Origin of the sequence: Bacillus cereus group sp. MYBK139-1, assembly GCF_051916915.1 — a bacterium.
Classification (GTDB): domain Bacteria; phylum Bacillota; class Bacilli; order Bacillales; family Bacillaceae_G; genus Bacillus_A; species Bacillus_A pacificus.
On record NZ_JBQAHO010000001.1, the window covers coordinates 514662 to 541477 of the forward strand.

Sequence of the window (26816 nt, forward strand, 5' to 3'; positions counted from 1 at the left end):
ACTATAGAGCATATTTTTTCGCATTGGAATGAAAGTGTAAGATTTGTAGTGCTTACAAGAATCATAAGTAATAGGAAACTCTTAAACATACGGATACACACTATTTTCGTGTCCGAAATAATAGAACAATAAAAAACAATGGGGGTAAAAAGATGGTTAACAGTTTATGGAATGAAACAAAGGCATCACAATTATCACAAGGAGTAGACGAATTAGTGTATCGTTCAAATTTAATTGGAACAGACCGTGCTGTATGTAATTGGGGAGGCGGAAACACATCGGTAAAGACATTTGAAAAAGATTTCCGCGGCCGTGATATAGAGGTGATGTGGGTTAAGGGAAGTGGATCAGATTTAGCAACGATGAAAGCACAAAATTTTACGGGTTTAAGAATGGAAGACATTCGTTTATTAATGGAGCGGGAAGAAATGTCAGATGAAGAAATGGTAGAGTATTTAGCTCATTGTATGATTGACAGTAAGCATCCACGTGCATCTATCGAAACATTATTACATGCTTTCTTACCTTTTAAACATGTGGATCATACACATCCAGATGCCATTATTAGTCTTTGCTGCGCACATAATGGAAGACAAATTGCGGAGGAGATTTACGGCAATCGTTTCGTTTGGGTTCCGTATGTGCGTCCTGGATTTACGTTATCTAAAATGATTGCAGAAGGTGTGAAAAATAATCCAAATGCTGAACTTGTGTTAATGGAAAAACATGGCCTAGTCGTTTGGGGAGATACGGCGAAGGAAAGTTATGAAAGAACAATTGCAGTTATTAATGAGGCAGAACAATATATGAATGCGCGAGTGAATGAAAGTACTATATTTGGAGGTCAAAAATACGATGCCCTTTCAGTAGAAGAGCGTAGAAGCATTCTTGCAAAAGTAATGCCGATTATTCGCGGAGCAGTTAGCGACGAAAAGAAAATGTTATTATCCTATGACGATACAGATGAAGTACTTCAATTTGTGAACAGCTACAATGCAAGAGAGCTTTCGCAAGTTGGAGCAGCTTGTCCTGATCATTTAGTTCATACAAAGCGCAGTCCTCTTTATATTGATTGGGATCCGCAAACAAAAAACGTGGACGGATTAATAGAGAGTATTAAATCTGGTGTTGAAAACTTTAAAGATGAGTATAAAGCTTACTTTGAACGTAACAAATATGAAGGCGACAAAATGTTTGAATCTGCACCTCGCGTTATTTTAATTCCTGGTATCGGTATGGTGAATACCGGTAAAAATGTGGCGATGTCAAAAGTAAGTGGTGCGCTGTATCATAGGGCAATTTCGGTAATGAAGGGTGCTACAACACTTGGACGTTTCGTTTCTTTAAACGAAAATGAATCTTACAATGTTGAGTATTGGCCGTTAGAGTTATATAAATTATCGTTAGCACCGGCTGAAGCGGAATTTTCTCGCAAAGTTGTTTTTATTACAGGTGGTGCTGGCGGAATTGGAAGTGAAACAGGACGCTGCCTCGTTTCAGAAGGTGCGCATGTCGTGCTTGCTGATTTGAACTTTGAAGGAGCAGAAAAAGTTGCGGCTGAAATGAATGAGAAGTATGGCGAAGGTCGTGCCACTGCTGTGAAAATGGATGTAACAAAAGAAGAAGAAGTGAAGGCGGCATTTGAGCAGGCAGCTCTTACTTACGGAGGCGTTGATAGTATCGTGAATAATGCAGGACTTGCGACGTCTAGTCCATTCGATGAAACAACGCTTCAAGAATGGAATTTAAATATGAACGTACTTGGAACAGGCTACTTTTTAGTGGCGCGTGAAGCGTTCAAGCAAATGAAACAGCAAGGCATTGGTGGGAATATGGTATTTGTCGGCTCGAAAAATTCTGTGTATGCCGGAAAAAATGCTTCGGCATACAGTTCTGTAAAAGCACTCGAAACGCATTTAGCGAGATGTATTGCAGCTGAAGGTGGTGAGTATGGTATTCGCGTAAATTCAGTTCTTCCCGATGCGGTGTTGCAAGGGTCAGCTATTTGGGGTTCAAAGTGGCGCGAAGAACGTGCCGCAGCATATGGTATCGAACCGGATCAATTAGAGGAGCATTACCGTAAACGTACAACATTATTAGTTAATATTTATTCGAGGGATATTGCTGAATCGATTGCTTTCTTTGCCTCCTCAAAGGCAGATAAAACAACGGGATGTATGATTACAGTTGATGGTGGTGTAACAGCAGCATTTACGAGATAACTATTACGTTTGTGAAAAGGTATTTCAAAAGAAGTATAAGTGGAAAATGTTTTTTGCCTCTTATACTTCCATATAAAAGAATAGCGAATTTCAAAGAGAGAATAGAAGAAGTCAATGTGCAGAAGGGGACATTTTACATTCGCTTTTCAAAAGGGGATGGAAATTTGAAACTGAGAAACGTATTAACAGGGGGATTGCTTTTTAGTACTTTATTATTTTCTTTAGGAGGCACTGGAGAGTTTAGTAAAGCAAAGGCAACATCACCTATTACGATTGAAACTCCAAAGCCAGAGGGAAAGAAACTATCACTTTGGTACAACGAGCCAGCAAAAGATTGGGAAAAACAAGCATTGCCAATCGGTAATGGCTATATGGGTGGAATGGTCTTTGGCGGAGTCCAGCAAGAACGTATTCAGTTTAATGAAAAAACGCTTTGGACTGGTGGACCAAGCAGTACGAGTGAGTATACGTACGGGAATCGTGATGGGGCAGCGAGTCACTTAGGTAGCATTAGAGAAAAGTTATCAAAAGGTGATAAATCAGGAGCAGAAAGGGAATCTACGCAATTTCTCACAGGACTTCAAAAAGGCTTTGGTTCCTATCAAAATTTTGGGGACATATATTTAGATTTTAATATGCCAGATGCGTCTTCATTTTCTAATTATCGCAGGGAATTAAATTTAAATGAGGGAATTTCTACGGTGTCCTATAACTATAAAGGTGTTCAATATAATAGGGAATATTTTGCAAGTTATCCTGATCGCGTTATGGTCATGCGTTTAACTGCTAGTGAAGCGAAACAGCTTTCATTAGATGTTAGACCAACGAGTGCACAAGGAGGGCAAGTAACGTCCAAAGATAACAAAATTACGATAAAAGGACAAATAGCGAATAATGGAATGAAATATGAATCGGAATTTAAAGTACTAAATGAGGGCGGGACATTAACAGCAGAGAATGGAAAAATTAAAGTAGCAAATGCAGATAGCTTAACAATTATTATGACTGCAGCTACTGATTATGAAAATAAATATCCTACTTATAAAGGGGAAGATCCACATCAAAAAGTTGAAAAAATCATGTCTGCTATTTCTAACAAGAGTTATGAGGTTTTAAAATATACACATATAAAAGACTATTACTCTTTATTTAATCGTGTTTCTTTAAATTTAGGAGGGGAACAACCATCCGTTCCAACAAATGAACTACTAGCATCCTACAGTAAAGAAAACAGTAAGTATTTAGAAGAACTATTCTTCCAATATGGAAGATATTTGCTTATTTCTTCTTCAAGACCAGGAACGCTTCCTGCAAATCTGCAGGGAGTATGGAATAATTCGAACACACCACCGTGGGAAAGTGATTATCATTTTAATATTAATTTGCAAATGAATTATTGGCCTGCAGAAGTGACAAATCTGTCTGAAACAGCTGAGCCATTAATGGATTATGTTGATTCATTGAGAGAACTGGGAAGGGTTTCAGCAGAAAAACATTTTGGTGTTACAGGCGGCGGGTGGACCGTTAACACGATGAATAATCCATTTGGATTTACTGCGCCTGGATGGGGATTAGGCTGGGGCTGGGCACCTAGTGCGAATGCCTTTATTGGTCAAAACCTTTGGGAGCATTACAAGTTTACGGATGATAAACAATACTTACAAGAAAAGATTTATCCGATACTGAAAGAAGCGGCAGAGTTTCATAATAAGTTTTTAGTCGAAGATCAAAATAAGAAGTTAGTTGTTTCTCCGTGCTGGTCTCCAGAGCTTGGTGGAATTTCTAATGGATGTGCCTTTGACCAACAGTTAGTATATGAGCTGTTCTCTAATGTAATTGAAGCGAGTGAAGTTTTACAGGTTGATAATGTATTTCGGGATGAGTTAAAGGCGAAAAGGGATAAATTATTCCCGCCAATTCAAATTGGTAGATACGGTCAGGTGCAAGAGTGGAAGGATGATATAGATGACCCTGGCGAAACGCATAGGCATATATCCCAGTTAGTTGCGCTATATCCAGGAAGTATGATTAATCACAATACACCGGAATGGCTTGAGGCTGCTAAAGTTACTTTAAACCATCGTGGTGACGAGGGGACAGGTTGGAGTAAAGCGAATAAAATTAATTTATGGGCACGTTTGTTAGATGGTGACCATGCGTATAAAATCCTGCAAGGTCAACTGACAGGAAGTACGCTCAGCAACTTATTTGATACGCATCCGCCGTTTCAAATTGATGGGAATTTTGGCGCAACATCAGGAATTGCTGAAATGTTAATTCAAAGCCATACCGACTCCATTCAACTATTGCCTGCACTTCCGAAAGCTTGGAAGGACGGTTCTTATAAAGGACTAAGAGCACGCGGTGCATTTATGATTGATGCGGACTGGAAAAATGGTATGCCTACAGTTATTCAGGTGACTTCTGATCATGGAAACGATGTAAAGTTAAAAAGTCCGATGTTCAATACATCGTTTACTGTGACAAGAGTCGGTACGAATACACCGGTGCCATTTACGAAGGATGGCGATACGATTTCATTTAAAACGGAACAAGGTAAAAAGTATAAGATTGAGTCTATGCTTAGTTTCGATTTAGAATCTCCGAGCAGTGTAACAGCAGGAAATACAGTTAAGGTAAAGGCAAACTTATCAAACTTTGGTACGTTGAAATCTTCATCTGGAGAAGTGGTTGTAAAGGCTCCAGAGAGCTGGAATGTGAAACCGATTCAAGTAGCTTTTGAAGGCGTTGAGCCAGGGCAATCGAAAACAATTGAGGCAGATTTACCTGTCCCTATTGATGTAGTTGCTAATAAGTATGCCATTGAAGCGGAAGTAAACACAGATAGCGGGACGGTTCGTAAATCCAATCAAATAGAAGTAACACCAGCAGTAAAGCTAATTTCGGCAAATGTTGACCCACATCCAATTAGTAGTGAAGGTGGTTCGACTACATTAAAGGTAAAGGTCCAAAATGAAATAAAGGAAAAAGTGACACCTGGAAAAATTGAATTGCAATTACCAGAAGGCTGGAATGCACAGCCAATAGCAACAGACTTTCAATTACCGGCAGGAGGAGAGGAGACATATTCGTTTGTTATAACTCCGCCATCCCAGTTTAAAGGAGTAAGAGAAGTTGGGGTTTCTGTCAAATTGGGGAATGCGGTGGTAACATCAACGAAAGTGCAAGTTGCTTCCGGCGGCATCTATCTTAGTGACATTTCATGGGTAAAAGCAACTGCTGGATGGGCAACGGTTCAAAAAGATAAAAGCACTGACAAAAACCCACTTTCATTACTCGGAACGACAGGACCGATTACGTACAAAAAAGGAATCGGAACGCATTCGAAGTCAGAAATTACCTATGATATATCAAATTCAACTTACAAACGATTTCATTCATACGTAGGAATCGACCAGGAGCCTGGTGGTAAAGGCGGTTCAGTCGTATTTAAAGTGCTACTTGATGGGGCCGAAGTATTTAATAGCGGTACAATGTACTATAATACGCCAGCAAAATTTGTTGATGTTGACCTTACAGGTAAAAAAGAATTAAAACTAGTCGTTGATGATGCAGGTAACGGTAATGGAAATGATCATGCGGATTGGGCGGATGCTTGGTTGAGTTATAAATAAAGATAGGTTAACAAATCTAAAATAAAAACGCTATTCTTTCTGTGAAATCGTAGGAGAGAATGGTGTTTTTTGTTTAATGAATGAAACCGATTTGCTTAAGAAATTCAAAGATTCTTAGTTTTAGTTATATATCTTTTTATTTTTGGTAGCTAAATGGATTTTTTGTATTTTAATATGTGTTGTTTAAATATGTAATTTCTGTATCCGTTAGTCTATAATTAAAAGGTGAGAATGGATATTTGAAGTGTAGGAGACAATTAATTTAAAGCTATCATTGTAGTTATATTAGGGGAGAGGGATAAATGAGTGTAAAGCTTCAACTAAGTTATGATAATGAACAAATTCAATTTTTTAATAAAGAATATGGAATAGTGGGATTTACGGATTATACACCTACGATATGGAAAGACCTTTCAAAAGTTAATTGGTATGTGGATGAAAAAATGTTTGTAGATCATAAAAAAACATACATTTATACTGGCTCGGGCCATTTTGGAGCAAGAAGAGATTTGCATCAAATTGTAATGAAATTGTGGTATGGTGACGAAGCGATAGAAACGGCTTACGCTAAGAAGTATATAATTGAGCATCATAACAATAACGCCTTTGATTGTAAAATTCAAAACCTGTCTTTTGCTTCTAATGACCTCAATTTGACTAAAGCTCATTCTTTTGATAAAAACCAACCAAAATTAATACGGAAAGCAGCTTTAAATTTTTATAAAGATTTTAAGACGCAAAAATACCAAATAACAATTATTTGTACAGATGATTTTATGATAATTCAAGATGGAAAAGCAATACAGATTGAACGGTGCTATCTTACATATGAAGATAACTTTAGAGTTGTATATACAGATGCTAATAGAATTGTAGATGAACTCTTGGAAGTAGGGAATATTAACTTTAAATTACTTTCTTTTAAAGAATTTTCATATAAAGAAGCAGAATTTTATGTTCCTGAAAATGGACAAGTAGTAGGAGGAATATGGTTCCTTGAGGATGAAGAAGGTAATCCTATTATGGTTGCTGGAGAAGATGTAAAAGGGAGATTTTGTTTTAATAGTACACCACCAAATCCAAAATTATATAAAAAAGAAAATAAATAATGAATTATCTAGGGAGTATCTTTAGCAAGTAGATATGATATCTATATTGATTCCAATATAGATAAAACTTTTATTGTTAAGATAATCTTTTTTAATTAAGCAAGAAATATGATTAGAGTTGTATAAAGAAAACATGGTGTTTTAATCATAAAAAATAAATGGATGCTTTTTCTTTTTTATTAAAGAAATTTGAAGGAGAGTTAGATACAAGTTATTAACAACTTCAAACCAATACATGTTATTATTGTTATAAACAAATTAAAAAATAAAGTGAGAAGGGTGATTTGATGCATGTAACACAACATCCCAAATTTACAAATGCGACTTATTATATGGATGGAAAATTAAAAGAACATTTTGGCGAAAAATGTGTGGTGAAAAACATAACATTTAAACAATGTGAAGAATTTATTGAAAAAACGACACAAGTTCATTCGAAAGAGGAACTATTTTTATTGGAAGACAGTCTAGATATAGAGGTTGATATGAATAAGCAAACCGGTTTGAAACAAACATTTTTAAGTGTTTGGAGTTCTGTTTTATTAGGAATAGTGGTAGCTTTAGTTACAATGCTTAACTCGAACGTACAGTCGTTAATTACTTTTATTGGAAAAACATTTGTTGATAGTAATGCAAACAAAGAACAAGCGATTAAAGAACTATCAAAGCTGATTAATGATAGCTATAAAATGTCATTAAACCAAGTTGTTACACCTGCTTTTTATATAGTTTTTCTTGGTATTACGGGTACCTGTGTATTTATAATTTGGAGACATAATAAAATGTTGCAGAAAAGTTTGTTTCACCACAAAATTATTAAGAGGTGTATAGATTTAAAGGAGAGAAGAGATTTAGAAGGAGAGAAAAAAGATAAAAATTATATTCAAGATGTTGTAAGTGCCTGAGTATAGATAAGTTTTTCGTAAAGTGACTCAAATTTGTGGCGAGTGGGGTGAGTAATAGGCAATTTTAAAATTAAATAGCAGTAGTAATAAGAGACTTAGAAATGAATGATAAATAATTTATACGTCATTTCTAAGTCTTTTTGATTTATTATGTGAAAAGCATGAAAGGAAAAAATTAAGAAATAATTCGGTTGGATATAGAAAGAGACTTGTATAGGTTAAATTTAATTGTTGGAAATATTGTGGTAGGAAAAAACATATGAGGTGTTCTAAAAATGAAAATACAAATTGTATTGTTTGATGGTTTTGGAGAGCTCGTCTCCTTTGCACCTTTTGAAGTACTGAAAAGAGCGATAGAAGAAGGGGCTCCGTTTACAGTTGAATTCGTTTCAAGTGAACCAAAACAAGAAGTTACTACTTCGTTTGGAGTGACGGTGAAACTACATGATTTTTTACGCATGGATAATCGTCCAGATTTGTTAATTGTACCTGGTGGTGGCTGGAATCATAAAGCTGAACATGGGGTGAGAAAGCAAGCAGAGCTTGGTACTTTAACCAAAATGATTAGAGAGATGAACAATGAAGGAACGATTGTTGCTGGAGTTTGTACAGGAGGTATGCTACTAGCTGCATCCGGTATATTGAACGGTCAAAAGGCAACAATGCATCATTTGGCGCAGGGTGAAATGAGTGAATATGGAGCAGAACTTCTTCCTTATAGAATTGTAGATCAAGGGAATGTTATTACTGCAAGAGGAGTTACTTCAGGACTTGATTTAGCTCTTTGGATTACGGAAAAGTTCGCAAGTCCTAAAATTGCAGCTGCTGTTGAATATAGAATGGAATACGAGCGGCGGGGAGTTGTTTGGAAATAATTTGATCTTAACCATGTTTTTATACTCTATAGCGTATTAGATATTGTAAAAGAGAAAGAGCCAATTCATACGAGCAGGCTCTTTTTTTATGTATTCATTCTCTATGTTTAATAATTGGGCTGAATATAACCTAACTTTATTCCCTTTGTGACAGCTTCTAAAATGAGGGAACTTCAACATAATGGACATAAACGGTGCTTATACATGTAAAGTAAGAGGCCATGAAAATGAATAAAGACTGTTAATTTTTGTGCACTTTGATTATGTAGAAATAGGGGGATGACATGGAAGACAATAAGCCTAAGAAAATTTTATTTATTCAATCGGGAATTCCTTTTTATTATCCAATGATCGAAGCCGCAATTTTGAATAGTTTACAAAAGGTAAACAGTAATACAATTATGGTAAACCCAGAAAGGGCGATAGAAACCGCATTAAAAATGAAACCTGATTTTATTTTGGTACTCGGTGGTTTAAACGAGGGAATTATTAGTGTCATGCCAGTCCTAAAGAGTGCGGGTTTTACTACTGGACTTTGGCTGACAGATGATCCGTATTATACGGATGTAACACAACATCTTGTGCCGTATTATGATTACATATTTACGCAAGATTTAAATTGTATCAAATTTTATAGAGGGTTAGGATGTAAGAATGTGTTTCATCTTCCGTTAGCAGCAAATCAAGATGTGTTTAAACCTTCTCAGAAAGAAGATACATATAAGTATGATCTTAGTTTTATAGGTACAGCATTTGAAAATAGACTTACCTTTGTTGATTCTATTTCAGAGTATTTAGCAGAAAAAAACATAAAAATTGTAGGATTTGGTTGGGAGAAGTTAAAGAATTATGAAAGGTTAAAGGATAAAATACAACTATTGCCACTTGCGAAGTATGAGGATGCATTGCAATTTTACGTATCGACTAAAATCAATATAAATTTACATCGTTCACCAAGTGATCAGGAATTGAATTGTAATGCTGCAAATATCCAAGCATATTCAGTAAATAATAGGACGTTTGAAATTAATGCTGTAGGTTCTTTTCAATTAACTGATATACGACCAGATGTAGCGAAGCATTACATACCTGGTGTTGAAATAGAAACGTTTAATAGTGCACGGGAGTTTATACAAAAAGCGGAGTATTATTTGGAACATGTACAAGAAAGAAAACAAATAGCAAAAAATGGACTGGATAGAACTTTGAAACATCACACATATGATAAACGTATAGTACAATTATTAAACTATATTCATTTCATAGGTGTGCAGATGTAGTCTAACCATTAATTGAAATGATAAGCGCTTAGTACTTTCTAACTTTCGTAGTCTATAAAGACCATTTATGAAAAAGGGATTTGAATAATTTTGTGGAATTTATTTATTCTGAAAAAACAATTTTGCATTGGAACTAATTTATATTTGATAATTAGAGGAGATTAAAAATGAATCACTTTTTTGTAAAATTTGGTGAATATGAAGCAAGTGTTTGTGAATGGGGAGATAAAAGTAATCCTCAAATCATTTGTTTTCATGGTTTAGGAAGTACAAAATTAAGTTTTATTGAAATCGCGGAACTTTTAAAGGATAAATATCATATTGTATCGTTTGATCTACCTGGACATGGGAAAACACCAAATTTTGAGAAGGATGAAGATTATGGTGCATTCCATTTAACAAATTGGGTAGTAGCATTACTTGAGCACATAGGAAAAGAAACCTTTTATATAGTAGCACATTCATGGGGCGCAAGCGTTGCGCTTCACTATGCAGCAGAATGTCCAGAAAAAGTGAATAAAATGGTATTGTTAGATGGTGGTTATCATCATGGCAAAATGAATGCGGATTATTTTGCGAATCTATATAAAGATGCGAAAGAAGGAGAGTGTCCACCGCGATCATTAGAAGAAGAAATTACCCATTACGAAAAAGATTTTGATGAATATATTTTTGATAGTAAAAAAGCATTCATCCAATCAGAAAAACTGGCTTACAGCAGGTGGTCACCATTACTAGAACGTGCGGTTTATGATTTAATGAGAGAAGACGATAGTAAAATAAAATGGCATGCTACTGGCGATACCGCTAGAGGTGTAATTAAGTTTCAATATACGGTGTATAAAACATTGAAACCGCATAAAATTAAAAGCGATATTTTATTGTTGTATTGTGATCTTCCCGATAATTATTTAGAAATAAGAGAATTGCAGATAGCAGAATTTAAGAAGCGTATTAATATTACGACTAAGCTTTACAAAGATACAGGGCATTTAATGCATTGGGATAGACCGGAAGAGATTGCTGAGGATGTTTTACATTGGTTCAAATAAAGAAGGTCCGTTGTTCGCATTTGAGCAACGGATTTTCTTTTGAAAAATTGAATGTAGTTGTCATAACCAGTAAGCTTAATGCTCAAAACTGAATCAGGGTTCTTGATATAAATGTGTGTATTCAGCTTCAACCGCGAGATGTAGTAGCTCCGTTATCATGAAAAGTTTGTAAGTCTCCTAAAATGAAGTAACCAAGATCACATAAACACAAATCGTCTGCTTCTACTGGATTAGGTTTCTTGCGAATTTTAAATTAAAGGTCTTATCCAAAGTTGAGAAAAATCCACATAACCAAAATATTTCATCTTAATATTCGTTAAATCTGATGAAAAAGGAATTTGACGTGTATCATAGTATAAGGGAATCATAATAGAGGATTCTATCAGTTCTTTTTCAAGATTCTTATTTAGTAAAGACCACTCTTCAAAATGTGTATGTTTGTATTTAGATAGTTGGTTTCTTAGTGATTTATTTGTTTTTAAAACTTTAGCCAATGGTGAATATCTAGCTGTTAAAAAATAATAAAATGATATCTCTTGATTCATCTCGAATACTTCACCATGAATAAAAAGGTCGACTTGTTCATTAAGTTTTTCATCCCTAAGATAGTTTTCAAATGGAACCCATTTAACTTGAAAAGGTATATTTTCTTTTTCTAAGATATTCATTAACCATTGTGTGGTTGCTTCTGTATACTGAGTAGCTTTTATAATAAGTGGTTCTTTAAATTCAGGACGTTTTCTTTTTGGGATATTGATTTGATGATCTATGTCTTTTAAACAGCTTTTAATATTTGGGATTTTTTGAGAATCATATTCATGAATATGATTTATATTGTTAGCGATAATAGAATGTAAGTAATTACGAACATCTATGTGCTGAATGGAAGAATCGCGCCAAGCATTCATAATTATAACGCCAAAACCGGAATTCCTTTCTACTTGAAAAGTAGAATTACATTTATGGTGTTTGGAAGATTGATAAATAGTATCAAATTCCAGAGGGACCTGAATGAATTCTACTGTATCTAGTAAAGGTCTTTCTTGAAAATAATCATGAAATGCTATCAATGATGTTTTCTCCAGGCTATTCTCTCCTATATAAAAACCACCGCTTCCTATGATTTGACCGTTATTTTCTTTATAAATACTTGTATTTATCATACATAACATTTGTAAACAATAACTACACCCTTTTGGGTAATGTATATCAATAATTAATGGTGATACAACTTCTATTTTTTCTATGGGTGCCCATAAGTCTTTATAGTATGTATGACTGCGTAATTTTGAGAGACATAATTTCACATCAGCCGCTGTTAAAATGGATCCATCATGAAATTTTATAGACTTTTTTAAATATAGTCTAAGCGTAGATTGAGTTAAATCCCAACTGTGAGCTATTTCAGGGAATATGTTCCCCTTTTCATCCATATAAACAAGTCGATTAAAAACATTCGCAACAATATGTGCACTATGTACATCGGCAGCCTCGAGCGGATGGATTGTTAAAAAGGGCCTCCTTCTAGGAATAATTAATTTGTCATCTGAATTATGTATATAGCCAAATTTTGAATGAAACTTAGTCATTAAGCGGAGTTTACTGTTTGGAGACCAATTATATAGTAAATATTTACTGCTTTTTTCAACAGGCTGTTGGTCCATAATTTCCATTACTTGTGACTCATAGATTTGTTCTACATTTTTCAACCATTGGAGAGAGGAGGGGTTTCCCCTACCTTTTCCAGAAATGAAAGTTAGCCAACCTTCATCCATCCATTTATGTAAGTAACGTACTGTTTGCTTTGTACTTAAATTTAAAAAATCTGCTAGGTCTTGTATTTTTATATTTCCAGAAGAAAATGATTGCCATAGGTTTAGTAAAGTTTTATCCATTTTCCTATCTCCTTTTATAAGTGGACATGTTTTTCTGAAGGTGTCCATTTTTAATTTGATAAGTCTAGTTTAATATAACATTAGACAAGGGGAGGAGATACGATGAATTGGAAAGAATTTGAACAAAATATAAAAGTACGCTTAATTACATCATTTTTTAATCGTGCTGTTACATCAGCAGTAATGCCTTTTATGGCATTGTTTTTTGCTCAAGAAATAAATAAAGTATGGGCTGGTTTATTTTTAATCTTAACGGTTATGTTAAGTTTTTTTTCAAATTTAATTGGAGGTTACATTTCAGATCGATTTCAACGAAAGAAAATCTTATTGTTAACTTCTTTTTCTAGTACTTTAATGTTTTTATTCATGACTGTAAGCTTATATCCGACAGATAAGATGATTTGGTTATTTGCAATCGCTTATGTAGGTTTTATAATAACTAGCAGTCTTGGGCGTCCATCCATGCAGGCTATCATCATAGACTCAACTACACCGGAGAATCGAAAGGCTGTCTATACAATTGACTATTGGCTTATGAATCTTTCTATGGCAATTGGTGCAGCATTAGGTGGTTTTTTATACATTAATCATCAACAAGAGCTGTTTATACTACTGACTTGTGTTTCTGCTACAGTACCAATTGCATATAAAATTTGGCTAGTTACAGAAGTTAAAGAATGCTTAGAAAAAAGGCAGGAAAATATAGTACTTGATCTAATTCAAAATTATAAAATTGCTATTCAAGATAGAGCATTTTTAAGAGTTGTAATAGGGTCTACCTGCATATTTGCGGCAGAGTTTTCTTTAAACAGTTATATTGGTGTACGACTTTCAGAAACATTCAATCCAATAAGCATTGGGGACTTTGAAATAGTAGGAGTGAGGATGCTAAGTATTCTTAACATACAAAATATGCTTTTAGTAGTATGTTTAACGTTTATTATAAATAAATTTACTGATTATCTAAGTGGGAAAAAAGCGTTACTTTTAGGTCTTGTGCTCTATGGGATAGGCTATGTGGCAGTAACATCTTCAAACACTTGGTACGTACTAATTATTTTTAACTTTATTGCTACTGTTGGTGAACTTGTCTACTCACCAATCAGAAATGCAGAACAAGCTAATATGATTCCGGCTGACAAGAGAGGGTCATATTCAGCCTTTGCGGGTCTATCAGATATTGGGGCGGACCTAATTGCAAGAATGACTATTATCGTCGGTGCGTTCTTAATTCCTACGATGATGTCTGTTTATATTGGTATGATTGTAATAATGGGGGCATTTTTCCTATATAAAGGTCTGTTTGCTAGAACTAGTAGTCAATCACAGGAAAGATTGAATAACATTTCAATATAATATAATGCCTAAAATGAAATATACACTATTCTTTTTATAGAATCGTAGGATAAGTGTGTAAAGAGGGTTTATACAACTTTGGAGGGATTATCGAGGAACGAATGTCGGATAAAGAATTATTAAACACCTATCAAGGACAGAAAGTAGTAGTAGGCACTCATGGAGCTATTATGACGTTGATGATGGGTATTATGACAGTAAGTATGATTTGAATTTTTTACTACAGACATCAAAGCCAGATATATATATAGAATGGAATTCAATGGACAGAAATTGGTGGAGGTTAAAAGATTGTGGGAAATTTCATAGATTGATTTTATTCATCCATAGCTTTTCCTAGTGACGTGTATTATAAGCAAATGGGTTACTGCGGTAACTCTTTTTCTTATGGCACTGGCGGGGGACTGATTTCAAAAATCTAAAAAATTCGGTTTTTTAGCGTACAAAATTCACGTTTTGTTCTTGCTATCCCGAGGTGAAATGGGAGGGAATATTTTTGGGTAGGATATCTTTAAAGTTATTTTTTAAATCAATCCTATTTTTTTCCATATGCGGTATTGTTGTTTTTTCTATATTTCAGATTATTTTTGTCTGGAGTGTTTCGACAGGATTAGGGAGAGATGATATAGTCGGATTTTCTGATAATAAGTATGTAATTGGTCGTCCGCCTGTTAGCTATAATTTATATAAAAAAGATAGTGGGGAAACTATATTAGATAATGTTATTGGTTATAAAAAAGGGAAAACTAAAAGCTATATTCGGAATGAAATTGAATTTGTAGTGATAAATGAGACAAAGGGTAGCTATGAATTGTATAAAATAGAAAAGGCTTCAGAAAAGGATATAGAACGGCTGAAAGAAATGAAGAAATTAGAATAAGAGAGACTATCTGAAAGGTAAAAATGTACACTTGTTATTGTTAGATCTAAAAAATGGTTTAGACTGATAACTGGGTTTTATTTTATGAAAAGAATTATTATTAAAATAAAGCATTAGGGGTTCAGTCCCATACCCTCAAGCTAATATTTTGAAGTGTCCTCAAAACGAAAATTTTCTTCGTTTTGGGGGTATTATGAAATTCTTAAGTTGATGGGCATGCAACTGTACCCCATATTAGAAAAAATGATATTTTGATGCAAAGTTATGGTGCAAGCAAGAGCATTACAGTTCTATTACCAATTCATTTTTTGCTATAATAGATGCGTGGCAGGACATAGATAGAAAGATACTGCTAGTAATTTATACTTAAAGTAGGGAGTTTGAACAGAGTTATGGGGACAGAAAAAGAAATTAGTTCCGCTAAATTAATATGGAAGATGACGCGCCCGCATACGTTAACGGCGACGTTTTCTCCTGTAATTTTAGGGACAGTGGCATCACTTTATGTTGCCAAAATTGATTGGCTTTTATTTATTGCGATGATGGTTGCATGTTTAGCATTGCAAATAGCAACGAATTTATTTAATGAGTACTATGATTTCAAACGTGGATTAGATACAGCTGATTCTGTTGGAATTGGTGGCGGAATTGTCCGTCATGGATTGAAACCAAAAAATGTTTTAACAGTTGCACTTTTATTGTATGTAGTAGCAGCATTTATTGGAGTTTATATTTGTATGAATAGTAGCTGGTGGTTAGTTGTCATCGGTTTAATTGGAATGGCGGTTGGCTATTTATATACAGGTGGTCCATTACCAATTGCGTACACTCCGTTTGGGGAATTAGTTTCTGGATTGTTGATGGGGACATGCTTTGTACTTATTGCTTTCTTTATTCAAACGAATACGATAACGACTGAAAGTGTATTAATTTCCATTCCAATTGGAATTTTAGTCGGTGCAATCAACATGTCAAATAACATCCGAGATATCGAAGAAGATATTAAAGGTGGAAGAAAGACATTAGTCATCCTCCTTGGGAGAGAAAAAGCAGTAGTAACACTAGCTGTAGCCTTTTTCATTGCTTATTTATGGATCGCTGTAATTGTATTAATGGGTTATATAAGCCCTTGGGCATTAGTGATGTTCCTAGGTTTGAGAAAGCCAATCTCCGCCATTCAAAGTTTCCAAAAAGGAGCAAAGGATCCAGGGTATATGCGCATCGCAATGAAATCAACAGCGATGACAAATACGATTTTTGGCTTTTTATTATCAGCAGGATTATTAATAAGTTACTGGTTTTAAATAAAAATATTGTTAAGTAACTTAACCCCAATTTCTCAATTTTAATATGGAGAGATTGGGGTTTTTATTTTGACTATGTTTAACGTTAAGAGTCGAAATGCAAATACCAATAAATTGCAACTTCATCACTTGTCATATTTAAGCCTTTATAAACAAGAAAATCAAACCCACCAATTACAAATCCACATTTTTCATAGAACTTACATGCTGCGACATTATTATTTTGCGTTTCAAGCATGATACCTGGCATGTTGCCTTCTTTTGCCCACTGTTTTGCTTGAACAACTAATCTTTTACCAACCCCGAGTGTACGATATTTTTTATCCACCGTTATATCTTCTATGTAAGCATAGTGATTCCAATTCTTTTTCAATACTATGAATCCAATGATTTGGTTATGTAACAGTGCTATGTAAATTATTTGATTTGGCTTATTTATATATTCATTGTACGCCAGTTCTTCATTATCATTTTGTAAATAACTTTTTTCATAACTCGGAACGTCTTCTACTGTATATTCTATGTGTCTATTTACTTTTGAAAGAGAAAGCATTAACCGAGCATTCACTATAAAACTGTCATCAATCTCCGGGAAATTATCTAAATCATTTGTTTCTAACTCCCTAATTAAAAGGCTCATCGTGATACCTCCAAATCATATTATTTCTTCTGGTTCTTTATGTAATCCAAATTCATTCCAATTACAAAATTATAATAGAATTTCAATAGTAAGGTTATCTCTGTATTTTATCTTAATACCGGTATTCTTGTATCTTAATATAAAAATGATGTTTAGAAAGATTAGTGTTTTTTATTTTGGGTGTATATTCGGTGTTCAAATTTAACTGTATTAGAGAAACAAATATTTTGCAGAAGAGTGAATGTAATAGGCTATTCTTTAACTGGTTTCGACATTATCTGCATTTTATCTTTATCCGTCTCTATTAATCTATTTATTGTAAATACCGGCTGAAACTAACAATTCAGCCTTATAAATAATTAATAGGGAAAGGATCGAAACATCATGAAAGAATCGCAAAGTAAGAAAAAAACAAGTATAGTAACAAAGGCAATAATATCTCTAGGAGTTGTTTTAGCAGCGACATTTTTCACATTCTTTTTAATTGGGAAATGGAATGCTATCCCGGCGAAGGGAGTAGCGTATGAAAGTATGGATCAAGTTAATACGCAGCAACAAGAAAGGAATAAGGGAACATTACCGGAAAAACAGAAAAGACCTGATGGAAAACCGTTAGGAAAGGTTGTTTATTTAACATTCGATGACGGTCCTAGTGAATTAACTGGGAAATTTTTAGATGTATTAAAAGAGCAAAATGTTGCTTCGACATTTTTTATGCAAGGTAGTAATTTACAAAATACAGGTTTTCAGGAAAACGTAAAAAGAGCGGTAAAAGAAGGACATTATATTGGTGCTCATAGTATGACACATAATAGTGATAAGCTATACAAAAAAGGACAATTTGTACCGGAGATGAAAGAAACGTTAGCTCTAATTCATAATATCACAGGCGCAACTCCTAAACTGGTTCGTCCGCCATATGGATCTGCACCAGGATTAAAGAGTGATGAAATTCGTAATCAAATTGTAGAAGCAGGAATGAAAGTGTGGGATTGGACTATAGACTCAAATGATTGGAAATTAAAAGATAATTCAACTCAAATTATTGAAAATGTAAAGAAACAAACAACAGAAGAGGTAGAAGTTGTTTTAATGCATGAAAAGGCGCAAACATTACAAGCTCTCCCTGAAATTATTACATTTTATAAAGAGCAAGGGTATGAATTTGGGGTATATAATGATGAGGATCATTTTTGTCTAAACTTCCAGAAAGATCAACGTCTATAGTATAAATATAGTTATTTTAAAAAGATGTTTTTATTACTAAAACAATAACTAATACAAAGTCGATTTCCATGAAGTGTCCCCCGATTGTTAAGCACATTCTAACAATCGGGGGATTTTTTATATTCAAATTCTCTTAGTGTACGAAATTCGCGTTTTTCTCCGTAGCGAAACAGGGCTCATATGCTCTAACCTCATTCTATTAGTAAATAGCCTGCAATCATTATCCTCTGTACATGAAATAAATTTGATTTGTAATATAATCTGAACTAAAATGAAGTCCATTTCTTATCCACCACATGATGATTCCTACCAATGAGGCAGTTTTAATCTCAATAGCGACATAATCTGCTGGTAGCTCTGTCTCACTATTATTCCTTCTCGTTTCTACTAATCGCTTTATTAATAGAAATAATTGTTCTTCAAAATGATTCATATTAAATAAAATGGATAAATAATTTCGATGAGTATATAAATAATCAAGCAATTGTGTTAGCTGTTGTTTTTCGGATAAATCACTTACGTGTATTAAAGCAGTAATTTTATTAGAAAGTTCATTTAAAATTTCATCAGTGAGCTGCATGAGTAAATCCTGAATATCTTGATAGTGTAAGTAAAATGTTGTCCGATTTAACCCAGCTTTGTTTGCTATTTTCTGAACTGTTAAATTTGAAATAGTAGATTCCTCTTGTAAAAGGGAATAGACGGCATTTTTAAACATTTCTCTTGAACGAAGTGTACGAGGATCCTCTTTTTTAGATGTAGACATTTTTAAACTCCTTTATAGATTTTTCTTTGACTTTCTCGACAAAGCATATTTTCAATGTCGATTAATGAACATTTTCAACAAAATTGTTCATGGTCAGGAATATGTATCTTTGTTACTATGAATTTTATCGACACTGTGTCGATAATGCAACTATGGAAAAAGGGAGTTTACAGATGGAGAAGGGAATAACAGAAAGAAATAAGAAAGTTTTATTAATTGTACTAATTGCTGGATGTTTTTTATCGACATTAAACCAGACGTTACTTAATGTGGCAATGAGTAACTTAATGGAGGTATTTGATGTTACAGCTGCAACTGTACAATGGTTATCAACAGGTTTTATGCTCGTAAACGGTGTGTTAGTGCCAATTACGGCATTTTTAATGAAACGTTTTACAACAAGGCAATTATTTACTAGCTCAATGCTTTTTTTATTCATCGGAACATTACTATGTGCCGGTGCCATCAATTTTGGCATGTTATTAACAGGAAGAATGATTCAAGCAATTGGGGCGGGAATTATTATGCCGCTCATGATGACAGTTATTTTATATTTATACCCTAGTGAAAAGCGTGGGAGTGTTATGGGAACTATCGGCTTTGCCATGATTTTTGCGCCAGCAATCGCTCCAACGTTATCTGGTTTTATCATTGAATATGTATCATGGAGATGGTTATTTATTGGATTAGCTCCATTTGTATTCATCGTCATTATTCTTGCACTGAAATATTTAATGAACGTTGCAGATACGACAAAAGCAAGGTTGGATATTGTAAGCGTCATTTTATCAACGATTGGCTTTGGTTGTGTTTTATTTGGATTCAGTAGTGCAGGAAGTAAGGGATGGGGTCATCCAATTGTTATTACAACAATTATTACCGGTATAATTGTTACAGCGTTATTTTGCTTACGTCAAATAAAGTCTAACGATCCATTATTAAATTTATCCGTATTTAAGTATAAAATTTTTACTCTTACATCAGTGATAAACGTACTCGTCACGATGATTATGTATGCTGATTTAATTCTTTTACCGATTTACTTACAAAATGGAAGAGGCTTTACCGCATTTGAAACAGGTTTGCTTCTATTACCTGGAGCTGTTATTAATGCATTCTTATCACCTATTACAGGTAAAATGTATGATAAATACGGAGCAAAACCACTCTTTATTACAGGGTTAGTATTTATTATTATTTCGATGTGGGGTGTAATTGATTTAACTGAATCTACAACGTATATGTATGTAATGGTGCGCACTATTATTTTGCGAATTGGATTAAGTTTCATTTCAATGTCTTTAAATACAGCAGGACTAAATGCTTTACCTAGAGAATTAGGTTCACATGGTTCAGCGGTAAATAATACGATTCGTCAATTAGCAGGTGCTATTGGAACAGCAGTTGTTATTACTATATATACGACTCAAGCAACTTCACACGCTTCAGAGTTATCTTTAGAAAATGGAAGCATTGCCGCTATTCAACTAGCGAAATTATCTTCTATTTTCGGCTCAGGTGATGCCTATCTATTTATGTTATTCTTATCTTTTGTAGCATTAATCTTTGCATGTTTCATGCCTAAAAAGGTGGCGACTCAAAAACTTGAAAAAGAAGCAAGTAATTAGAATGGTTTATAGGGTTGTTTAGAAAGTGTATGATGAAAGAAAAGTAAGTGATCTAATATTGAGGTACTTGTTTTTCTTTTTATCGAAATAATATAAAAAGGACTCTTAATTTTATAAGAGTTCTTTTTTGCTACCCCAATAAATTCTTCTCAATAATTGAAAATAAAATCAATCCAGATTATTATATTGTTATTGTAAATTTATTTTATTTAAGGAGGATACATAAATGAAAAACTCAAAAGGCTCTATTGAATCAGAGATAAGCAAAGCAATTACGCACTGGGAGAAGGACTACTTAGGACGCGGGTCTATATCCGTTAAGACAGATATATTACGAGATATGATTATCGTAAATTTACAAGGTATTTTAACACCGGCTGAATATACTGTTTGCGAAACGAAAGATGGTATGCTAACGATAAAGAAAAATCGTTCGGAGCTAGTTGAATCTGGAATTGACGATTTGAAAGAGATCATACTAGAATTAACTGGAGAGAAAGTGAAAAGTTTTCATACGGATATAAGCTCTCGTACAGGTGAACGAGTAATGATTTTTAAATTGTTTCATAATCTTGAGGAAAAGTTTTAAAAATTAAAACCACCGTAGAGTTAGAGGGAGATAATTAAGAAACCTAAAAATTTCGCACTTTATTTATATTTATTAACATGATAATAATTAAAAATTTGAAGTTATTTACGTATAATAAATCTTAAAAACTGATAAAAAATTGACAAAATGCTTAATATGGTTTATCTTATAATTGTTTTAAAAATGAATAGATGCTTATTTTAACTGTTTGCTATAATTAAGGCTTTAGCATTTTTTTAATATGTAATATTGACTAAATGAAAAAGTTTCTTAATGAAAAGATGGCGCATAACATAAATTGATATATTGATTGTATAATCTAGGAGATCAGAAATATACTTTTCTTTTTAATAGGAGTAATACATACATTCTTTTATAAAATGGGAGCTCTTCAAAAAACTTTATTGAAGTTAGTTGAAGGGAAACCGACAATCTCCATAATTCAATGATGATATAAAATCATTGAATTATGGAAGTTGTCGGTTTTTTTTATGGGAAAAAACGATGTACTAAAAAGAGTGAATGAAAATTTAAAAAATTATCGTAATGAAAAGGAATTCTTACAGTTTATTTTCGTTTAGAAGGGAGTATTTACATGTTAATTTCGCTAAGTTCATCAACATTGTTAACATTATTTTTTATGGCGCTTAGTGCTTCTTGGCTAAGTGGATTATTGTTTTTACATGCAAGGATACCTTTACGTTTTGTTCATATCCATATTGGTATCGCTGCATTGCCTTCATTGGTTTCTTTACTCGCACTTGTTAATCACAATGGAGATAGCGTTGTAGGGCCTTGGCATTTAGATACTTTAGCTTGGTTCATGTCTTTCTTTGTTCTTACAATTGGTTTAATCATTCAACGTTTTTCTATACGTTACTTACTGGGGGATCGCTCATATCGAAAATACTTTGCACTTTTTACATTTACTACAGGTGTATCTTCAGTTGCATGGCTAAGTAATGATCTTCGTTTCATGATTATTTGTTGGGGAGCAACTCTTATTGGATTGGTTTTACTCATAGGTCTAAATAAAGGATGGAAAGTAGTTAGCGAAGCAACAAAAATTTCTAGTTATTTATTTACAATAAGCTGGATCGCCTTGCTAGCAGCTATCATTTGGCTTTTTCAAATCACTGGACAGTGGCAGTTAACATCAGTTGTAACGAATGAAAATGTAGCTCAATTTGGAACGTTGGAGAAAACAGGAATTAACTTATTCATTATAGTAGCTGTGATGATTCCAGCAGCACAATGGCCTTTCCAAAGATGGTTAATTGAGTCGGCTGTTGCTCCAACTCCTGTTTCTGCTATTATGCATGCGGGGTTAGTAAATGCTGGCGGTATCATGTTAACTAGATTTTCGCCACTGTTTCATGATGATATTACACAAATCATTTTACTAATTTTCTCTAGTATTTCTGTTTTAATCGGAACAGGAATTAGCCTAGTTCAGGTTGATTATAAACGTCAGCTAGTGGGATCAACTATTGCACAAATGGGGTTTATGCTGATTCAATGCGCATTAGGAGCTTATTTAGCGGCTGTTATTCATTTAATTTTACATGGTTTGTTTAAAGCTACACTGTTTTTACAAGCTGGTTCTTCCGTACAACGTTTTGGGGAAGTGAAGCAGTCTAATGAAAAGATGTCCAATTTATGGATGATAGTCGGGCGTGTTTTCGGATTATTTATAGTGATTGCATTTTGGTTTACGACTTCTGGAGAAGGGTATCAATTCGTTAGTGCGTTCGTCTTAGGGTGGTCATTATACTTTTCATGGAAACAGCTTGTTGTTTTTGGAGAGGGAAGAATGGGAAGAATTGTTGGTCTATTTATTTTAGCTGGATTTTCTCTCATTTACTTTACAGTTCATAATTCTCTTTATAAATGGTTGCATACTGACATGTATCAAAGCGTTCAACCTTCAGCTCCAGCCGTTATTTTTGTTATATGTCTCTTATTATTTGGTAGTGCTATTAGTACCCTCGTTACTCGTAACCAATCCTCTACTATATTTGCTGTAATGTACCTTTGGTTCGTTCGAGTAGGTGAGGCGAGAAGAAAGTCAGTAGAAAGTCATCCAAGCTATCTGAAACATTATGTATCAAAAGGAGGTAATCAGTGATGGGCATATCGTCAATCGTAACGAAAGAAACTTTAAAAAAGAAAGAGACAAACATTGAAGTACAAGAAAATAATATGAATGATTTAGTTGAATCTGCTAGCCGAGTGATTGCACCACTTTGGCCGATTGCTACATTTGCAGCTCATCACCCTTGGATGGGGCTTGAAAAACAATCATTTGAACAAGTTGCAGATTGGTTAAAAGAAATTCGTAATGTGGATATATATCCGAGTGCTTCTATGATTCATTCGGCAAAGGCAAAAGGGGAGATTGAGGAATTATTTTTACAAAGTGGCTTGTCTCGTTGGCTTGATTCACAATCTTTTCATATTCCGCGAGAGAAAGCGGAGCGTTTTTGCCAAGAAGCTTTAAAGTTAGAAAGATTACCTTCTAGTTTGTTATCATCGCCAGAATTAAATAAATTAGCAGAAGAAATAAGTTATATAAATACAGGGGGTATGAAAGATTCTTCTTTGCAATTAATCAGTTCACTTATAGAGGATCAAAAGGGTGAAAACCTATCTGATATTCTTAATTATCACATCATTAAATGGTGTAAATTATATTTGGATGACTCCGGGGCAAGCTGGACGATGCCAAACCGAGAGAAAGGCTTGTATCGTGCATGGCACCACCTTATTACATTTGATCCAGCGCTCAGTAAAAATGAGCGTAAAGTTTTAAAAGATTGGCCACAAGATGCCCAGGGAGCTTTAACAAAAGCATTATCTGAACTAGGAATTTCTGAATCTAACAAGCAAGCGTACCTTGAAGGGCACTTGCTTGCTTTGCCTGGATGGGCAGGAATGATACGATGGCGTTCCCAACAATCAATTCAGGAACAGGAACTTATGATTGAATATTTAGCAGTTCGAATTTCTATGGAGCTAGCCATTGTAAAACCTTATTTACCTATAAGAAATCAAAAGGTTGAGAAAAAAGTTGAGGTTGTCCCACTTATAGCTTCTTGGATCTATTGGGGGGATATTTCAATAGAGGAATGGTTACAAATGTCTGCCACTGAACAAAGCGAATTATTAAAAGTTGCTTATCGTTTTGATGAAAATATTCGCAGGAAACTTTGGCTAGAAGCTTGGGAACAGACGCATGCTGAGCAATTAAGGGAGAAGATCGCTTCTAAACAACGTGCAACGAATGATAAAAAACATGTATTAGCTCAATTAGCATTCTGTATTGATGTACGTTCAGAACCTTTTCGTCGCCACCTAGAAAAATTAGGTCCGTTCGAAACGTTTGGAATAGCCGGTTTCTTCGGGTTACCAATTGCGACTAGTGAACTAGGTAGTAATGACAGTCATCCTTCTTTGCCGGTTATATTAAAACCGAAACATCAAATAAAAGAACTCGCGGATGAAAAGGAATTTAAAAATTATAAACAACGCAAGAAGATAGACAGCTCAGTAAGTTATACGTTTAAGACGATGAAACAAAATGTATTGACAAGTATGTTACTACCTGAGGTAAGTGGCCCTTTACTTGGCTTACAAATGGTGACAAGAAGTTTTGTGCCAAGAAGAGTAGGCAGTTTCATTCGTAACCTTCGTAAAACGATGTTACAAAAACCTGATACAACATTCTCACTTAATCATGTTCATGATACAAAATGTGAGATACCGATCGGTTTTACGAAAGAAGAAAAAGTGAACTATGTGCGTCAAGCTTTAAAAATGGTGGGATTGACAGAAAAATTCGCGCCTTTAGTTGTAATGTGCGGACATAGTAGTCAAAGTACGAACAACCCTTATGCTGCAGCGCTTGAGTGTGGTGCTTGTGGCGGAGCAGCAGGAGGATTCAATGCAAGAGTTTTTGCTACTTTATGTAATCTTCCAGAAGTAAGAGAGGCATTGTCTGCTGAAGGTATTAAAATTCCTGAGGATACCATTTTTGTAGCAGCTGAACATAAAACAACAGTGGACGAATTGGAATGGATTTACGTCCCAAAACTTTCGGAAGCTGCGCAAGAAGCATTTGATCGTATTGAGTCAGTTATGCCAAATGTGAGCCAACATGCAAACAGAGAGCGTTTAACACAATTACCTAATTTTAAAACGAAAATAAAAAATCCGAGTAAAGAGGCACATCGATTTGCAGAAGATTGGAGTGAAATACGTCCAGAATGGGGATTAGCCCGTAATGCATCTTTTATCATCGGACAGCGTGAATTAACGCAGGATTGTGACTTAGAAGGAAGGGCCTTCCTTCATAATTATGATTGGAAACAGGATGAAAGTGGCGATATATTAGCTAGCATCATAGCGGGACCAGGAACAGTAGCGCAGTGGATCAATCTACAATATTACGCTTCAACTGTAGCCCCTCATTATTATGGTAGTGGGAATAAAACAACACAAACTGTAACGTCAGGTCTCGGTGTTATGCAGGGAAATGCAAGTGATTTGTTATCAGGCTTACCTTGGCAATCCGTTATGCAGTCAGATAATGAGACGTATCACTCACCACTTCGTTTACTCATTGTAATTCAAGCGCCTACTAAATATATAGAACGTTTGCTAAAGAATGATTTCACATTTCGAGAAAAAGTTAAAAATGGGTGGGTTAGACTGGCGAGTGTTGATCCAGAAGGACAATGGAAAAATTGGTAACAATCATGTCATGAACAATCAACTATCGTTACTAGTTTAAAAGTTTCATAAATACAATCATGAAGAAGGAGTGCTATATATGAATGCAAAGAATAAAAAGGTTTTATTGTTAACAGACATTGAACACGGGATAGAGCCTATTATCCAACAAGTAACTAACGTTCAACGAGAAAACATGTTGACTATACACAGCTACGATTCTGTAATTGTACATCCTTATGGAGATATAATGAGATCTATTATTATTGCTATTTATGAAGAAAATGTGGAAGAAATTTTTGTTGTCGGAATAGAGGATAAAGAAACTAATGTAGTTAATCTACAAATTCAACGTGATTCCATAAAAAATAACAAGGAACTAGACTATCTCTTTAAAAATTGCATGCCTGAATTTTCAAGTGGTAGTCTTGAGGAATGGCTAAGTGGAAAAGAAAATGTTAGTGAAAATATTGAGAAGAGTATAGATATGATTCGTCATCATCCGTTAGTGCCTTCTAATGTTAAAGTTCATGGTTTCAAGATTGATAGAACAGGTGGAAAAGAAACAGTTGTTGAAGTTTCTGCTAATCAAGTAGTAAAACAAATGCATTCTTATGTGTAAATTATCGATAGATAAGCAACTTTTATTTGGACTTATGTCTTTTACAAAGAGCAAAAGAAATCTTCTATAAATGGGGATCTTTTGCTCTTTTTGTTTGAAT

19 protein-coding genes and 1 pseudogene are annotated in these 26816 nt (G+C 34.4%); 17 read left to right on the forward strand and 3 right to left on the reverse strand.

The genetic code is table 11. From position 1 onward, the window contains the following. Positions 1–152: 152 nt before the first annotated feature. From ACTFRS_RS02615 to ACTFRS_RS02645, 7 genes are all read left to right on the forward strand, one after another. The gene (locus ACTFRS_RS02615; protein ID WP_439194853.1) at positions 153–2222 is read left to right on the forward strand and encodes a bifunctional aldolase/short-chain dehydrogenase; all 2070 of its coding nucleotides are present in this window, start codon (positions 153–155) and stop codon (positions 2220–2222) included. 164 nt (positions 2223–2386) lie between these two features. Next, entirely contained in the window at positions 2387–5857 is a 3471-nt protein-coding gene (locus tag ACTFRS_RS02620; RefSeq protein ID WP_440024340.1) for a glycosyl hydrolase family 95 catalytic domain-containing protein, read from the forward strand. Positions 5858–6159: 302 nt separating this feature from the next. Beyond that, positions 6160–6966 (forward strand): hypothetical protein, encoded by an 807-nt coding sequence (locus ACTFRS_RS02625; RefSeq protein ID WP_113759987.1) that lies wholly within the window; start codon positions 6160–6162, stop codon positions 6964–6966. 287 nt (positions 6967–7253) lie between these two features. Continuing rightward, complete coding sequence (locus tag ACTFRS_RS02630; protein WP_440024338.1) at positions 7254–7871, forward strand: hypothetical protein; 618 nt, start codon at positions 7254–7256, stop codon at positions 7869–7871. A gap of 275 nt (positions 7872–8146) precedes the next feature. Beyond that, on the forward strand, positions 8147–8746 hold the full coding sequence (locus tag ACTFRS_RS02635) for a DJ-1/PfpI family protein (protein WP_070806460.1): 600 nt from the start codon (positions 8147–8149) through the stop codon (positions 8744–8746). 284 nt (positions 8747–9030) lie between these two features. Then, positions 9031–10026, forward strand: a complete 996-nt coding sequence (locus ACTFRS_RS02640) for a CgeB family protein (RefSeq protein ID WP_139866040.1) — start codon at positions 9031–9033, stop codon at positions 10024–10026. 167 nt (positions 10027–10193) lie between these two features. Continuing rightward, positions 10194–11078 carry an alpha/beta fold hydrolase gene (locus tag ACTFRS_RS02645; RefSeq protein ID WP_139866039.1) on the forward strand — a complete coding sequence of 295 codons (885 nt, stop codon included), beginning with the start codon at positions 10194–10196 and terminating at the stop codon, positions 11076–11078. Positions 11079–11326: 248 nt separating this feature from the next. On the opposite strand, the gene ACTFRS_RS02650 is transcribed toward ACTFRS_RS02645, so the two are convergent. Continuing rightward, positions 11327–12973, reverse strand: coding sequence for an ABC transporter substrate-binding protein (locus ACTFRS_RS02650; RefSeq protein WP_097853025.1), 1647 nt, complete (start codon positions 12971–12973; stop codon positions 11327–11329). Between the two features lie 102 nt (positions 12974–13075). On the opposite strand from ACTFRS_RS02650, the gene ACTFRS_RS02655 reads away from it, so the two are divergent. From ACTFRS_RS02655 to menA, 4 genes and pseudogenes are all read left to right on the forward strand, one after another. Beyond that, a complete protein-coding gene (locus ACTFRS_RS02655; RefSeq protein ID WP_139866038.1) occupies positions 13076–14329 on the forward strand; it encodes an MDR family MFS transporter in 1254 nt (417 codons plus the stop codon). Between the two features lie 110 nt (positions 14330–14439). After that, positions 14440–14638: pseudogene (locus tag ACTFRS_RS02660) on the forward strand (histidine phosphatase family protein); the annotation flags it as partial. Between the two features lie 187 nt (positions 14639–14825). Continuing rightward, the gene (locus ACTFRS_RS02665) at positions 14826–15209 is read left to right on the forward strand and encodes a hypothetical protein (protein WP_139866037.1); all 384 of its coding nucleotides are present in this window, start codon (positions 14826–14828) and stop codon (positions 15207–15209) included. Positions 15210–15601: 392 nt separating this feature from the next. Next, complete coding sequence (gene menA / locus ACTFRS_RS02670) at positions 15602–16513, forward strand: 1,4-dihydroxy-2-naphthoate polyprenyltransferase (RefSeq protein ID WP_000536373.1); 912 nt, start codon at positions 15602–15604, stop codon at positions 16511–16513. Positions 16514–16598: 85 nt separating this feature from the next. Here menA and satA read toward each other — a convergent pair whose 3' ends face one another. Continuing rightward, positions 16599–17153 (reverse strand): streptothricin N-acetyltransferase SatA, encoded by a 555-nt coding sequence (satA, locus tag ACTFRS_RS02675; RefSeq protein ID WP_000054742.1) that lies wholly within the window; start codon positions 17151–17153, stop codon positions 16599–16601. A gap of 384 nt (positions 17154–17537) precedes the next feature. Between satA and ACTFRS_RS02680 the strand changes: the two genes are divergently transcribed. Next, the gene (locus tag ACTFRS_RS02680) at positions 17538–18380 is read left to right on the forward strand and encodes a polysaccharide deacetylase family protein (protein WP_000665169.1); all 843 of its coding nucleotides are present in this window, start codon (positions 17538–17540) and stop codon (positions 18378–18380) included. 220 nt (positions 18381–18600) lie between these two features. Here the strand turns inward: ACTFRS_RS02680 and ACTFRS_RS02685 are convergent, their stop codons facing one another. Then, complete coding sequence (locus ACTFRS_RS02685) at positions 18601–19146, reverse strand: TetR/AcrR family transcriptional regulator (RefSeq protein WP_000107859.1); 546 nt, start codon at positions 19144–19146, stop codon at positions 18601–18603. 173 nt (positions 19147–19319) lie between these two features. On the opposite strand from ACTFRS_RS02685, the gene ACTFRS_RS02690 reads away from it, so the two are divergent. From ACTFRS_RS02690 to ACTFRS_RS02710, 5 genes are all read left to right on the forward strand, one after another. Further along, the gene (locus ACTFRS_RS02690) at positions 19320–20774 is read left to right on the forward strand and encodes a DHA2 family efflux MFS transporter permease subunit (protein ID WP_000410731.1); all 1455 of its coding nucleotides are present in this window, start codon (positions 19320–19322) and stop codon (positions 20772–20774) included. Between the two features lie 226 nt (positions 20775–21000). Then, positions 21001–21363: a DUF2294 domain-containing protein gene (locus ACTFRS_RS02695; RefSeq protein WP_000798158.1), complete on the forward strand. Its 363-nt coding sequence runs from the start codon at positions 21001–21003 to the stop codon at positions 21361–21363. A 595-nt stretch (positions 21364–21958) separates the two neighbouring features. Next, a complete protein-coding gene (locus ACTFRS_RS02700) occupies positions 21959–23491 on the forward strand; it encodes an NADH dehydrogenase subunit 5 (protein ID WP_440024333.1) in 1533 nt (510 codons plus the stop codon). Then, positions 23491–26115, forward strand: coding sequence for a DUF2309 domain-containing protein (locus tag ACTFRS_RS02705; protein WP_318160591.1), 2625 nt, complete (start codon positions 23491–23493; stop codon positions 26113–26115). The genes ACTFRS_RS02700 and ACTFRS_RS02705 overlap by 1 nt, the downstream gene beginning before the upstream one ends. 79 nt (positions 26116–26194) lie before the next feature. After that, positions 26195–26716, forward strand: a complete 522-nt coding sequence (locus ACTFRS_RS02710) for a hypothetical protein (protein WP_000992255.1) — start codon at positions 26195–26197, stop codon at positions 26714–26716. The last annotated feature ends 100 nt before the right edge of the window (positions 26717–26816 follow it).